The organism is Planococcus beijingensis (genome assembly GCF_016820615.1).
Classification (GTDB): domain Bacteria; phylum Bacillota; class Bacilli; order Bacillales_A; family Planococcaceae; genus Planococcus; species Planococcus notacanthi.
This window is the reverse complement of sequence record NZ_JADHDZ010000001.1, coordinates 428,316-442,843: the sequence shown is the minus strand read 5'-3', so window position 1 is coordinate 442,843 and position 14,528 is coordinate 428,316. Positions and strand designations below refer to the sequence as shown.

10 protein-coding genes are annotated in these 14,528 nt (G+C 46.8%); all 10 read right to left on the bottom strand.

Annotation, left to right across the window (positions count from 1 at the left end; genetic code table 11):
• Positions 1-123: 123 nt before the first annotated feature.
• The 10 genes from IRE19_RS02060 to IRE19_RS02015 all read right to left on the bottom strand — a co-directional run bounded on the left by IRE19_RS02060 (position 124) and on the right by IRE19_RS02015 (position 14,517).
• Positions 124-4,275: a tetratricopeptide repeat protein gene (locus IRE19_RS02060; RefSeq protein WP_203339155.1), complete on the bottom strand. Its 4,152-nt coding sequence runs from the start codon at positions 4,273-4,275 to the stop codon at positions 124-126.
• Positions 4,276-4,496: 221 nt separating this feature from the next.
• Entirely contained in the window at positions 4,497-4,973 is a 477-nt protein-coding gene (locus IRE19_RS02055; RefSeq protein WP_203339154.1) for a VanZ family protein, read from the bottom strand.
• Positions 4,974-5,251: 278 nt separating this feature from the next.
• Positions 5,252-6,025, bottom strand: coding sequence for a glucosamine-6-phosphate deaminase (nagB, locus tag IRE19_RS02050; protein ID WP_203339153.1), 774 nt, complete (start codon positions 6,023-6,025; stop codon positions 5,252-5,254).
• A gap of 45 nt (positions 6,026-6,070) precedes the next feature.
• Positions 6,071-6,910 (bottom strand): MurR/RpiR family transcriptional regulator, encoded by an 840-nt coding sequence (locus tag IRE19_RS02045; protein WP_203339152.1) that lies wholly within the window; start codon positions 6,908-6,910, stop codon positions 6,071-6,073.
• Positions 6,911-6,926: 16 nt separating this feature from the next.
• Positions 6,927-7,823 (bottom strand): ROK family protein, encoded by an 897-nt coding sequence (locus tag IRE19_RS02040; protein WP_203339151.1) that lies wholly within the window; start codon positions 7,821-7,823, stop codon positions 6,927-6,929.
• A gap of 83 nt (positions 7,824-7,906) precedes the next feature.
• The gene (locus IRE19_RS02035; protein ID WP_203339150.1) at positions 7,907-9,610 is read right to left on the bottom strand and encodes an FAD-binding protein; all 1,704 of its coding nucleotides are present in this window, start codon (positions 9,608-9,610) and stop codon (positions 7,907-7,909) included.
• Between the two features lie 21 nt (positions 9,611-9,631).
• Complete coding sequence (locus IRE19_RS02030) at positions 9,632-11,140, bottom strand: sodium:solute symporter family protein (RefSeq protein ID WP_203339149.1); 1,509 nt, start codon at positions 11,138-11,140, stop codon at positions 9,632-9,634.
• A gap of 23 nt (positions 11,141-11,163) precedes the next feature.
• Positions 11,164-12,030 (bottom strand): N-acetylneuraminate lyase, encoded by an 867-nt coding sequence (locus tag IRE19_RS02025; RefSeq protein ID WP_203339148.1) that lies wholly within the window; start codon positions 12,028-12,030, stop codon positions 11,164-11,166.
• A 1-nt stretch (position 12,031) separates the two neighbouring features.
• Entirely contained in the window at positions 12,032-12,727 is a 696-nt protein-coding gene (locus IRE19_RS02020; RefSeq protein ID WP_203339147.1) for an N-acetylmannosamine-6-phosphate 2-epimerase, read from the bottom strand.
• 311 nt (positions 12,728-13,038) lie between these two features.
• Positions 13,039-14,517, bottom strand: a complete 1,479-nt coding sequence (locus IRE19_RS02015) for a glycosyltransferase family 2 protein (protein ID WP_203339146.1) — start codon at positions 14,515-14,517, stop codon at positions 13,039-13,041.
• Positions 14,518-14,528: the final 11 nt, after the last annotated feature.

Here is a 14,528-nt window from a genome sequence, read left to right as displayed (position 1 = left end):
TTCAACTCTTTTCAATAAATTCAGGAAATCGTACGTGCACACATTTACCACTTTGCTGCACAAAAATAAACACCTTCCCTAAAATCAATTGATTTCAGAGAAGGCATTTATTTGTTGAAGAAGTTAAACCCCTACGGCAAAAACGTCTTCCAGTATTTCTTCAAATAATTCTTCTTCGATGGCGGTTTCGATAAATTGTTCGCCGCCTTCGGTGTTGAACAACTGGCTCAGCAATTCTTTGGCACGCGTGGGTTGCCCGGCTTTCATCGCAGCACGTGCAAGTTCATAGCCTACCGGCAAGTAAGTGGGTTCATCATCCTGCAGCGCCAACAGCCGTTCTGTGGCAGTTGCGCTGTCGCCCATCTTCGTGTAGATCATGGCCAGCGACAAGCGAATCCATTCATTGACTTGCAGCTCTTCGGGCAGACGGCTTTCGAAACGTTTGGCGTCTTCCGGCCGGTGCTCTGCCAGCAGATGCAGCAAACGGACATAGCTTTCGCTGTGGTATGGATTCAAAGCAATCGCCTGCTCGTAATACGCCTCTGCCCGTGCGATTTCGCCGAGTACAGCCGCCATATCGCCTTGCCATAATACAATATCGATATCTGCCGACTGCTCCAAATGAAGTTGTTCCGCCTGTTTGATGGCTTTATTCAACAGCTTTTCGGACTGTTTTTCGTTCGCTTCCTGCAGCGTCGCCTGCAGCAGCGCTTTGGCAGCTCCAAAATGGCCAGTGCGTTTGACGAACGGGGCAAGTTCTTCCGCCGCATCATCCGCCATTCCGCGGTTCATATAGAAGTCGGCGAGATGCAGCACCGGCACTTCGCTGTCCTTGAAATTTTTCATGGCGTCCAAATACAACGAAATGATGTTCGAAAGCATCAGGAAACGCCGTGACTTGTCACGCAGCCTGCGGATAAAATGCTTCGGCGCTTCTTCATCCTCTTCATCGACCCATTCCGCCAATTGATCTGCGCTGTACGTTTGCGCCATCGCCAATTCCTCGCCTTTCAGGCGTTTTCTCAACCGTTTGTGCAGGTCGCCGGTTTTGCGCATGTCCATCAGCAAACGGACGTATTCGGCATACAAACCTTCCTCGTCCGGATGCTCGGCAATCAATTCCTCCAGCAATCCGACTGCACGCTTTACATCCCCTTGGCGGACGCAAAATTCGATATGCTGGTAATGCGATGGATAGGCCCCGTTGACCGCTTTCGCCTGTTGGAACAACGATTCTGCTCCCGATAAATCGCCTTTTTTCTCTGCTATATGAGCTTGTGCTGCAAGCAGCCATTCCTCTGGTACTTGCAAGGACACTTTCTTCAATGAATTCTCTACAGCCGCAAGCTGTGTTTCATTGTCGATCAGACCGAACAGCTCACCCAGATCAAGCAGCAGCGGTTCATTTTCCAGCACATGCAAAGCCGCTGTAAACGCTTGTGTTTTATTTTCCAACGCCAAGTGCGTCCGCATCAATCCTTCATGAGCTCCTGTGAAGCCGGCTTCCGCTTCCGCACATTTCGTGAAATGAGCCAGTGCTTCATTCCATTTGCCGGCTTGTTCGGCTAGCAGGCCAAGGCGGTAAGGAGCAAGCGCCAGTCCTTCCAGTTCCGCCGCCTGGCTGTAGAGGCTCTGTGCATAACGCTGATGGTCCTCCAGTTCGTAAAGACTCGCTTCATAGCACAGCAAAAGCGCATCCGCTTTCTTTTCACGCAGGCCTTTGAAGAAATCAAACAAGCGGCTGCGGAACTGCGGTGCGTCGCCGAAATCCGCATACTGCTCAGCCATTTCATGGAGATCCAGCGCAACACGCGCCATGCCGTTTTCAAGCAGATCCAGCGCCAGTGCTTTGCCCGCATCGTCCTCTGACTCCTGCCACAGCATCGCTGCTGTCCGGACAAAATAATCGGTATCGCCGGTTTCCGCATAATGCGCGACCCAGTTACCCAATTCGGCCATTTTCTGTTGCTTGAGCAGCGCATGGGCAATGTGCGTCACCGTAAACAAATCATTCGGGTCCATTTCAAGCGATTTGCGGTATTCCGCTTCCGCTTCCGGATACTGCTCTTTTTCCATGTCGAGATGGCCCAAATACTGATGCAGCACATCAGCCGTTTCACAATTGGCGATGCCGGCATGCAGAACGCTTTCCGCCTCTGGCCAGTCTTTTGCGGCCAGGTGGATTTCAGCAATCCGCAAATACGAAAACGGCTCTTTCGGATCAATATCCCGAGCACGCCCGAATGCCTCGATGGCGTTCTCTTCTTCCCCGAGCGCCAACAGACAGCGGCCCATTTCGTAAATGAAATACCCATCTTCCGGCTGTTCGTCGGAAAGTTCACGGAAACGCGCCAACGCTTTCTCATAAGCACCCGATTCGTATTGGATCAGGCTATGCGTAATGCGCGTCGAGATGTCGTTCGGCACCTGGTCAAGCGCAATTCCTGACCATTTGAATGCCTGGTAGGTCTTGCCGACTTCCAAATAACAGCGCGCCAAATGGCTGTACGCCATTGGTTGGTAATTGTCCAACTCAATCGAGCGTTTCAAGAGCGGGATCGCTTTCTGGTGTTCATTGCGGCTCATCAAAATCGCCGCTTTCAAAAACAGCGCGTATGGCGAATTCTTTTCCTTCACCAGCGCAAGGCTTGCCAGCGCTTGTTCCGTCTCATCTTTCTGGTAATGCATATGCGCCGCAAGCAAAGCCACTTCGCCGTCTTCTTTGCCGAGGTCCTGGTGGATCTTTTCGAGCCATGTCGAATGAAGGGCTTTCGCTTCTTCTGAGAACAAAGTCACCAAACCGACTACTGCCGCATAGCGCTCATCGGGATGCGCCTTCAAAAACTCGATCGACCGGTTTTTGTCGCGGCCTTTCGTGTCGTCTCCCCAAATGGTGAATAATTCATTGAAAAAGTCGTGCTGCTTGCTGTCCAGCAACTCCAGCATTTCCAGCTGTTCCGTCATCAAAAATACCATGCTCAAGGAATCGGTCAACTTGAACGTATCCGCGACATCCAAGTAGGACAATAAATACGGCCCGAGGTCATTCGGATCCTGGATGATCAGCGCCTGCAGCCGGTCATCATAACCGATGACCACTTGCACATGCGCATTGTTTTCAATCATCATGCTCAGCAGCACCGGAATTCCAGCATCGATCAGCCCTTTATAAACGTCGATTGTCCCTTTGAAATAACGCGCTGTAAACCCAAGCGTCTCCATGTATTCCATGGTCTTTTGCAGATCTGATCCCGTCACATCGAATACATGCTCGGCGATTTCATCCTGGCCTTTTTTCATGCCATACGCTTCCAGCATCAATGCGAGTGATGCCGGCACACAATAATTGAGCTTCTGGATGTTCGGCGTCAATTGAAGCTCCCGGCGCTCGGCTTCCTGCCGGATTTCCCCTTTGCCGTAGACACTTTTCTCCAGCACTTTCGGGTGATCCGCGACCCAGGCCTTCAACTCCTCCCAGCGCTCCAGTTTATAGAGAGCTTCGGCAGTCATGTAAATAAAGGACGGACGGTGGACATGGTATGGATTTTCTTCATTGTATGCCGCGATCAAATCCAGTGTTTTTTCATAATGGCCCAGGAAAAACAGTGTGCGGATGATGTCCGCACGGTAAGTCCATGTGCCGGGCTCGATCTGCTCTCCATGTTCCAGAACGTCCAACGACTCTTTTTGGCGGCCGGTCATCGCCAGCACATCCGCATATTGCAACCTTACATACGAGCTGCGTTCCGTCACATCATCGCTTAAGACTTTTTCCAATACCTGTTCCGCTTCAGCCCATTCTCCGCTGTGGATAAAATAAAAGCCTTCCAGGTCCGGCCAGACAAAACCTTTCAGTTCCGCGTAACGACCCAGTTGCGCTTTCGCTTCCGGCAGGCGGTTCAGCTGGGCAAATACCCGCAGCAGCAATTGATGCGCCGACGCCAGCTCTTCCACCGAATCGTTGGCGGACGAAATGCCCTGCAGCCTGCCCATCATGCGTTCTTCCGCTTCCAGGCTGCGCCCGGTTTCAAGCAGCCGCGCACAACTCCACGTAAATGTCCGCAGCGTCCCGAAACGCTTATGCGCCTGAGTTGCCAGCAAATGGCTATACGTATATAAATCCGCCTGATCCGTCAAACGCATCAGCCGGTAAAAATCATCTTCTGTCTCGAGTTCCCCTAAAAACGCACGCAATTTCCGGATTGAACGCCCCGCCCATAACTGACGGATCGCTTCCACGGCTTGCTGTGCTGTCTGTATCTCTGTCGCTTTCATTTCTTATTCCCGCCTCTCCCATTGCCCCATGAAAATGTGGTTGATTTATTATATAGTGGAAAATTATAGGATGCAACACCATTTCAGAGGTCCTAGGAAATAATTTTAACGTGGTAACTTTTATTTAAATTAATAAGTTCTTTTACTGACGTTCTATCCATAAATAATAAAAATCGCCGCCTCTTCAACCATCGAAGAGGCGGCGATTTTTATTATTAAGACTAACGCGATTTCTGATCCGCAAAGGCGCCGGAAATTTTCTGGACGGTTTTCCAGAAAGCCGGAACCGGTCCTCCCTGTGCTTTCACGTAAACACTCAAACGATACGCAAGATAAATGCCGCCGATGTCGATCAGCACATCACTCAACCTGCCGCTCCGTTCAAAGAACAACTGCAGCACTTCCGTGAAGAAGGCAAACAAGCTGCATAGAATGATGGCTTTGGTATCGTTGGCAATGGTTTTGGCCAAGATCAAGAACAGGATGCCAAAAGACAGGGCATGACCGACTTTCTGAAACACATAGGTCTTGCTTTCCAAATGGATATCGCTCGTGATGAACAGATCCGAAAAGTTCGGGAACAGGCGAATGTGGAAATCGATTTCCTGAGCGAATAAAAGGGACTGAAAATTGTAGTTGTTGGTGGCCAGCAGGATGCACAAAGCCCACAGCACAACCGGTATGTATTTAGCTTTCAAAGCGTTCTTCCCTTCAGCTTTCTTCTATAGTCGTAAGTCCTCTATTTGCATGGTGATTCAAATGGGTTGAGCCTTGATGAAAAATAGACTGGGTTTATCGAATAGCTATATCATTAATTCTTCTAATTTTATAGAGCAACTTGATTCTTTTCATTATAAGACCCACGATGAAAATTGACTAGTATTTTTCTCCTATTCAAAGGGAATTGTTTGCGTGCCTGGCACGCAAACAATTAACCCCCTGCCGTGACGGCAGGGGGTAGGTTCTGTCTGTATGTCTATTTCACTTGCAGTTCATGAGCGATGGTGTCTTCTCCATATGACTCGAGCACTTTCGACAACGCCAATTCATCGGCGATGACGGTGACTTCAGGGTGCAGTTGGAGAATCGTTGCCGGAAATTCTTCCGACACCGGGCTGTTCATCGCCTGATACAAGGCTTCGGCTTTTTCTTTTCCGGATACCAAAAGCAGGATTTTCTTGCTTTCCATGATGGAAGCGATCCCCATACTGATGGCTTGGGTCGGCACCTCGTCAATGCTTGGGAAGAAGCGGGCATTGGCTTCGCGCGTCGATTCGTCCAAATCGACGACATGCGTTCTGCTTAGAAACGATGTACCCGGTTCATTGAATCCGATATGGCCGTTCAAGCCCAGTCCCAAGACTTGGATGTCGATGTTGCCGGCTTCTTGGATCTTCCACTCGTAGTCTGAACAGTCCTTGTCCAAATCTGCCGATACACCGTTAGGCAAATTGATCTGTCTTTTCGGAATGTTGATATGGTTGAAAAGCTTTTCATTCATATAAAATTGATAGCCATTGGCATCCTCTTCGTCCAAGCCGACATATTCATCCAAATTGAACGTCGTCACACCTTGGAATGACACTGTTCCTTTGCGGTATTCAGTGATCAGTGAGCGGTAAAGCCCTTCAGGCGTAGAGCCTGTTGCCAATCCGAGTACCGGGGATTCGTTTTGTTGAACATGCTCCACGAGCATTGAGCAAGCGATTTCGCTCATTTCTTCATAATTCTTTGCTTTAATGATTTGCACTTTTCCACCTCTTAATGAAAGCCATATGTAAAGAACTCTTCGTCCCTAATATAGTTTTCCAGCAATATGTTCGGTAATTTCCCGTTTAACACTTTCAGCATCTTTCACATTATTCATTGTCAGACCCGTACAAATCAAATCAATCAAATACAATTGGGCAATCTTCGATACCAGCGAACCGCTGTCGAGCGGACTTTCTTTCGCAGAAGACAACAGAACATGATCAGCATATTTGGTCAATGGCGACTTCACATAATTGGTCAGGGCAATGACTGTAGCCTTTTTTTCTTTCGCTAATTTTACGGCGTCAACGATATCTTTGGTGCTTCCCGTCAAACTGATGGCGATCACCACTGAGTTTTCGTTGAGCGATGAAGCTCTCATGATCTGGAAATGGGAGTCTGTAATGGCATTGACATGCTTGCCGATCCGCATCAAACGATTTTGCATATCCAAGCCGGCAATGCCCGATGAACCGATTCCGAAAATCACCACATCCTGAGAAGCATCGATCGCGTTAATGCATTTCTCCAACGTGCCCAAATCCACAACTTCCGAAGAATCTTCGATGGCCTGGACGATGTTGTAGCGAATTCGATGAACGAACGATTCGTCTTGTGGCGCATGATTGGCTTGAGGCACTTCCTGGGCGAAGAGGAATTTAAAGTCCTGAAAGCCTTTGAACCCCAGCTTGCGGAAAAAGCGCAACACTGTCGCCTCAGCCACTTTGCTGTATTCCGAAAGCTCCGTCAGGGAATGGTAAAGGACTTTGTCCGGGTGCGACAGGATGTAATCATAGATTTTGTGTTCTGATTTGGTGAAAGTATGTTTGTGCTGTTCCATTAAAATAGAAGGTTTTGGTCCTGCCATTGTTTTAGATTCCATCGTGTCCACCTCCTTTTTAATGTGTCAGGAAGCTTTTTGCTGCTCCCAGTAAATTTGATTTGTTGTCATGTTCAGCCATTTTGATCTGCAGCCATTTTTGATGGTTCGGCATGATTTTCTGTTCCAGTGACTGATTAATCGCCTGACGCAAAAATTCGCCTTGTGCGGAAATGCCACCACCGATGACAATCAACTCGGGATTGAATAGATGAACGAGCGACTGAAGGCCGGTCGTCAAGTTATCTATCCATACTTCAAATATGCCAATTGCTTCTCGATCGCCTGATTTGACGCGTTCAAACAGCGCTTTTACAGTCATTTCGTCTCCGAATGTTTCTACCGCTGAACGATGGAGCGCCGAACTTGAAGCGTATTGTTCATAGCAGCCCCGGCTGCCGCACGTACATTCACGACCATGCGGATGCAAAACCATGTGTCCAATTTCACCAGCTGAAAAGCCTGCTCCAGTATACAGCTGTCCGTTCAAAAACAGTGCTCCCCCGATTCCGGTACCGATGGTGACGCAGAGAAAATTGTCTATTCCACGGGCAGCCCCTTTCCAGGATTCGCCGAGTGCTGTGCAATTAACGTCATTTTCCACTGTCACCGGCAAGCCGGTATGGTCAGATATCAACTCGGCCAGTCTGGTTCCAGTATAGCCCGGGAGATTATCGGTCGCAAAGACCACCACTCCCTGCCGTGAATCGATTTGTCCTGCTGAACTGATGGCGATTCCGTCGATTTCAAAATCATTCATGATTCGGCCGCAGAGGCCCACTATTTTGGCCACTAAGCTATTGGCGCCATGGTCTGCATCCGTCGGAACCGAGTCATGGAACAGAAATGCCCCTTCTTCGTCCATGACTGCATATTTGATAAACGTACCGCCAATATCAATTACACCAAGCTGCATTTTGTTTTCCTCTTTTCTGAATGAATAAAAAGAGAAAAACCACGACTAGGATTTTCTCTTTTCTTGATACTTGAAGTTGCTCTTTACTGATCCAGGAATTCCAGCGATAAGGTCCCTGCAGGGTTTCTTGAAATAAACAAGCGTTTGGAGAATGCTGGATTTTCAGCAGAATAATCCTCGCGGTAATGCGCTCCCCGGCTTTCTTTTCGCTCCAGCATCGCCCGAAGCAACAATTGGGACAATTCCATGAAGTTCTTTGCTTTGATCACCATTTTTCTGGTTTCCTGCTGTTCGAATAAACGGCTGATATCCATTTTGGACTGCAGCTCGGCTATCTTCTCCAGTGCGGCGAGCAATTGTTTTTCCGAACGGACGACATTTCCAGAATACCACAGTATTTCCCTGATTTTCTCTATGGTCTGGTGGAGTTGCTCTTTGTCAGACTCTGGCGAACTGTTCTCTCCAACGCTGTTGCCATCGCCGTTGCCCAATACAGTTTTTAAGTGGCGCTTGGCATCTTGATCACTGATGGCACAAAGTCTGGCTTTTGCCAGATAACGGCTGCAGTCCGCTGCTGCACGCTTGCCAAAAACCATGCAGGCGCCAGTCGAGTTGCCCCCAAGCCGATTGGCTCCTTCGATATTACAAGACAGTTCACCGATGGCATACAATCCTGGCACACCCGAGCGCCCGTATGGATCGATGTGGACACCGCCATTGCTGGCATGGGCGAAAGGCGCAATCCGCACCTCATCCTTCAGCATATCGATTCCTTTTGTCTTCAACCAATTTAAATAGACGGTATAAAACTCTTCTTCATTTTCGTATAGTTCTTTATGGAAAACTAATTTAAAGCCCTTCTCATTTTTGGCAGTGATGATTTCCTTCATCATCGCAATATCCACATATTTGGATTCCAGTGAGTCTGTAAACGGCCCATGGGTACTGCGGATATCCAGACATTCTTTTTTCGCGAGCCCTGCCGGAAGGACTCCATCCAACAGGCTCTCTCCACTATCTTTGACAATATCTCGGCAATACGCCAAAGTATGTTCGCCGAATAGGGTCTTATAGCGCGGAGATGTAATGCCTGGGATGAATTGGATAAATTCCATATTGACCAGCCTGGCTCCTGCTTCAAGAGCGAGTATATGGCCTGATCCGTCAACATCATTCGGATTCAGGTTGTGCTTGTAGATGCTGCCGAACCCGCCCGTGGCAAGCACGGCTGCCTTGCATTCCACCAGCACCACTTGATTGAATTGATCCAACATCAATGCGCCCGCAATCCGATTTTCTTTTTTTATCAGTGAAATGACCACTGTCCGCTCCAACACCGCCAAATTTTCATAGCGCCCAAAAATTCCGGATACGTTTTCCCTGATTTGGTCCCAATCACTCAGCAAGTAAATATCTCTTGGATGCTCAGCAAAACAAGCTTTCCGTTCGCCTTCGAGCTTTTTGGAAACCACGCCGATATCGCTGTATTCTTTGACGCGATCCTGAATTTCGTCCACGTATACTTCCGCCAAATCCTGGCGGTGCATGCCTCTGCTCGATGCTGTAATATCCGCCAAAAAGACATGCTTATCGGAATTACTACTCGTAACTTGTGTACCCAGCGAAGCTTTCAACGGATAAAAACTTGAACCAGAAGCCAATTTCATTTTTGTTGCCAGCAAGACTTCATGTCCTTGATCGGCTAATTCTTTTGCAACTTTAATTCCTGCCAGTCCGCTGCCGACCACTAAAACGTCTGTTTTGATCTTTCGAGAGATTTCCAACATGCTCCCACCTAAATCTAAAGCTTATTTTTCTTTAATCACTTTATTGTAATCGAAGAATGTGACTCCTTCATCGTCGTCTTTTTCTTCTTTTTTGGCGAACAGTAGACTGAAGCCATAGCCGAAGACGATCGAAGCGACCAAGTTAATGATCGAATACGCCCACAATGTGATATCCGTAAAGTAAGAAATGTAGACAGCCAAGATCGTGGTAGCGATAAAACCGAACAAAGCACCGTTTGCATTTGCACGTTTCGTCAAGACACCAAGCGTAAAGGTCCCACCGATAATCCCAAGTGCCAAGCCCATCAATCCATTAAACCAAGAATAAGCAGAACCAACATTGGAGTACGCAAGAATAATCGCAAAGGCGATAGAGAAAATCCCGACAACCGTCGATACTGTACGGGCCATCCGTGTGCTCTTTTCATCACTCATGTCTTTTCTTAATACTTGCTGAATATCAAGCGTCCAGCTTGTCGCCACTGAGTTCAGTCCTGTTGAAAGCGTTGATTGGCCGGCTGCGAATAATCCGGCGATCAATAACCCTGAAACCCCTACAGGCAATTCACTGACGATGAAGTTGGCGAAGATCAAATCCGATTTCCCTGTCGGCATAGCAGCCGTTTGCTGTGAATAGAAAACATACAGAGATGTACCGATCAAGAAGAACAAAGTTGCCGTACCCAATGACAATGCACCGTTCAGGTACGTCATTTTATTCATTTCCTTCAATTCTTTCGTCGTCAAATAGCGCTGCACCATATCCTGGCTGGAAATATACGAAAACGTCGTCGATAATCCCGCGCCCAAAATGATGATTAAAATACTGTTATTGATGAGGTTCGGATCAAATAAAGCGATATCTCCAAAGAATTTCTCATTGCTGGTCCCGACACTGATGACTTCTCCAAGCCCGCCATTAATGGAGAACAGCAGGATGATTAAGGCGAAGATCCCGCCACCGATCAAGACGATCCCTTGGATAAAGTCGGTCCAAAGGACAGATTTCAATCCGCCGAAAGCAGAATAGATGGTCGCAATGACCCCCATAAACAAGATGATGACGATTACATTAATGCCGGTTACAGTAGCTAATGCAATCGCAGGCAAGTACATGATGATCGACATGCGCCCGATTTGGTAAACAATGAAAAGCAGGCTTCCTAAAATCCGCATCCGCTTATCAAATCTTCTTTCCAAGTATTCATAAGCCGTATCCAAATCCAGTTTGCGATAAACCGGCAGGAAAAAATAGATTGCTACAGGCACGGCGATCAATAAGCCAAGTTGAGCAAACCACAACTGCCATGTTCCGGAATATGAGTTTCCAGCAAGTGATAAAAACGATATCGGGCTGAGCAAGGTGGCAAACAAACTGACCGAAGTCACCCACCATGGAATCGAGCCGTCCCCTTTAAAGAATTCTTTGCCTTTCATTTCCTTTTTGGCAAAGGCAATTCCCACATATAAAATAAACAAAAGATAAGCAAATAAAATCACATAATCGATAACCGCAAATGTCCCATTCATCTATCCCATACCCCCGTTCGTCATTACAAGTATTTTTTAGCTAGTTCACGTGCTTTAACCGCTCTTTCTTCTGTCAGCTGTTTCATCGGTTTTCTGACAAACCCAGCGTTGACTCCTTGCGTTTTCAGCATTTCCTTAATCGTCTGGTAAAGTCCATTGTTCAAAATCTCTTCAATCAAGTCATTGGTCACTTTCTGGATTTCACGCGCTTCGTCGATTTTCCCGCTCTGTGCCAACGTGAAGATTTGCTTCGCTCTCTTGCCATTGACATTGAACGTGCTGCCGATCGCTCCGTCTACATTCAAGACACTTGCAGACAATAGCATTTCGTCAAATCCAGAATAAATCAGTTTGTCCGGGAATGCATGGCGCAAGCGCTCCAGCAAGAAGAAATCCGGTGCCGTGAATTTCACGCCGATGATTTTTTCGTTTTCAAACAACTCTCCAAATTGTTCCAGGTTCATATTAACGCCTGTCAATGCTGGAATCGAATAAATGATGAGTTGCGTATCGACGCCTTCGAGGATTGTATTGTAATAGTCTTTAATTTCCTCAAAGTCGAATTTGTAATAGAACGGAGTTACCGCTGAAATGGCATCGTATCCAAGGTCGGTAACAAATTTGGCTAAATCGGATGCCTCTTCAATATTCAAAGAGCCGACTTGCGCAATCAGTTTCACTTGATCGCGGACTTCATCTTTGACGATTTCAAAGATTTGCTTTTTCTGTTCCGTCGAGATGAGGAAGTTTTCCCCGGTACTGCCGTTGACGTACAGGCCATCCACTTCAGAAACCTCGATATTGTAGCGCACGATTTCTCTTAATCCTTTTTCGTTCACGTTCCCTTGTTCATCGAATGAACACATCAATGCTGTATATAAACCTTTCATCTCATATCACCTGTCCCTTTTCTATTTGTTCTATCGCTTTTGCAAATGTTTCTGTAATCAGCTGCGGCCGTGTGATAGCGCTTCCAACGACGACGCAATGTGCACCCGCCTCAAGAGCTAGCTGCGCTTTATTGGGTGTATCAAAATTTCCTTCCGCAATAACGGGAATCGATAACTTGTCCGTCATTTCCTTCAGCAATTCGAGTGGAACCGTGCCCACTGAGTAAGGCGTATAACCGGCCAATGTCGGAGCTGCAATATCCATTCCTGCCTGTTCGGCCGCCAGTGCTTCTTCAATCGTCGATACATCCGCCATAAAAAGTTGGTCGGGATACTTTAGCCTAACCTCGGAAAAAAACTCATTGAAGCTTTGGCCGTTCGGTCGCTGCTGTTTTGTCGCATCCATCGCGATGATGTCAACGCCTTCTTCAACCAGTGCGTCAACTTCCTGAAGTGTCGACGTGATGTAAACATTGCTCCCCGGATAATCCTTCTTGATGATGCCGATAATCGGCAAGTCCACTTCTTTTTTGATTGACTGGATATCCGTTACAGTATTTGCGCGAATTCCTTTGGCTCCCCCGATTTTCGCGGCCAACGCCATTTTCCCCATTATGTACGGATCATGAAGTGGTTCTTCCTCCAGCGCCTGACAGGAAACGATTAATTTTTTATGGATCTGTTCTAAAACCGTCATTTAAAAACTCCCTATCTTCATTCATTTTCTTTTCTTCAAGGTTATGCTGAATTGGATAGCCGTCCTCCTGTTCGTTGTCGAAATATTTTATTAATCGAACTATACCATTATGACAATTAACTTTCAACATTTATTTTTAAAATGATTTTTAACTTTCATTTTTATTTTTTAATTGTGTGTGAATTGTGTGCGTGCCTGGCACGCACACAATTCACCTCAAAACAAAAAATCATCTTCTTGAAATCTATTGATTTCAAGAAGATGATTCTATGTAATAATAGCGAACGAGCGTACTCATGCTAGTCATTTCCCTATCCAACTTTTTTAACTCCCTCATTCGTTTTTGGGGTTTCATTCGACTCGACCGATTCTACTTTTTCCAAGGTTTCCAGGACTGTGTCAACAACCATTGCATGGGCCACTTGAAGCACCTCTGGTACGCCATTTACAGCCAGGTTTTCGGGATAGATGGAAACCAAGCCGGTCCGTTCTACTTTATTCCATGAATGGTTGTGCTGAAACAGGTAAGCAACCGAGCCATAGACGAAATAATACGTATCCAGCATCCGATAAGTCGGGTATTCGAAAATCGAAAAAACGAAAATTTTAGCATAGTCGGCGATCGAATACCGGTGGTCATACTGTCTGGCGATACGGTAGGCAGTTAAACGCAGGGAAATTTGCAAAGTCGCTGTCATAATCAATAAGATCAACGTCAGCCCCACCAGATCCCCCGTAAAAAGCGATACGATGAGCGCAAATGTAGTGACAATGCCAACCACGCCAGGCAGTAATGCATCCAAAACCAGGAACATTACGAACCTCATCCCCAAGTTATGGACTTTGTGTTTGTTGTAGATCCGCAAGGAATCGAGAAAGCCTTTCTGCCAGCGGACACGTTGCTTGGACAGATTCTTAAAGTCAGCAGGAACTTCGGTATAGCATTGCGCTTTCGGGACAAAGAGCATTTTGCTGTTTTTGTATTTTTGATGGATGAGCTTCTGAAAGTTGAGGGTGATTTCCATGTCTTCACCAATCGTTTTCTTATAGCCACCGACTTCAAACAATGCGTAATTCCGAAATGCACCGAATGCGCCGGACACGACGGACATTAAGCCGAATTTTGCTTGCACCAGGCGTTTGACATAGAACGACATCATGTAATCGGACAATTGGTATTTCACCAGGCCTTTTCCTTTAAATTCCGGATGGCCTCCTTTGTACATTTGTCCAACATGCACCATGCCGCCGCTCGCGATAACCAGAGGATCCTGCATCGCTTCATTGATGTGCATAAGCGAGTTTTTCTCCAGTACGCTGTCGGCATCAAGCGTAATGATGATATCTCCCGTTGAATGGTCGGCCCCTGCATTCAAAGCATCGGCTTTGCCGCCATTTTCTTTATCAATTACATGGATATGGGGATACAGATCGGAACAATAGGTCATTTTAACAGCCTCGTACTCAAGCTTATTCATTGCAGGAAGTGGACATTCCCTTAATTGCAGCACGTCCATCAACAGAGGAATGGACCCGTCTTTCGAGCCGTCATTAATAATAATCAGCTCGTAATTGCGGTAGACCAAATTACGGAAGCCATCCAGGCAACTCCTTAAGACCATTTCTTCATTGTATGCAGGCACTAAAATGGTCAATTTCTGTTGAGGTACTCTTTGGCCACTTTGCTGTTTAGCGGGTTTTGACAATTTTAACGACAGAAACAAATACATAAGCTGCAACGAGAAGAAAATAGCAAACAACAATAAACCGACCACTAGTATGATTTTCATAATCCCACTTC

Excerpts from the sequence above, each read along its gene's own strand:
- IRE19_RS02060 (WP_203339155.1), bottom strand. The coding sequence starts at position 4,275 with ATGAAAGCGACAGAGATACAGACAGCACAGCAAGCCGTGGAAGCGATC.
- IRE19_RS02045 (WP_203339152.1), bottom strand. The coding sequence starts at position 6,910 with ATGGAATCTAAAACAATGGCAGGACCAAAACCTTCTATTTTAATGGAA.
- IRE19_RS02040 (WP_203339151.1), bottom strand. The coding sequence starts at position 7,823 with ATGCAGCTTGGTGTAATTGATATTGGCGGTACGTTTATCAAATATGCA.
- IRE19_RS02035 (WP_203339150.1), bottom strand. The coding sequence starts at position 9,610 with ATGTTGGAAATCTCTCGAAAGATCAAAACAGACGTTTTAGTGGTCGGC.
- IRE19_RS02030 (WP_203339149.1), bottom strand. The coding sequence starts at position 11,140 with ATGAATGGGACATTTGCGGTTATCGATTATGTGATTTTATTTGCTTAT.
- IRE19_RS02025 (WP_203339148.1), bottom strand. The coding sequence starts at position 12,030 with ATGAAAGGTTTATATACAGCATTGATGTGTTCATTCGATGAACAAGGG.
- IRE19_RS02020 (WP_203339147.1), bottom strand. The coding sequence starts at position 12,727 with ATGACGGTTTTAGAACAGATCCATAAAAAATTAATCGTTTCCTGTCAG.
- IRE19_RS02015 (WP_203339146.1), bottom strand. The coding sequence starts at position 14,517 with ATGAAAATCATACTAGTGGTCGGTTTATTGTTGTTTGCTATTTTCTTC.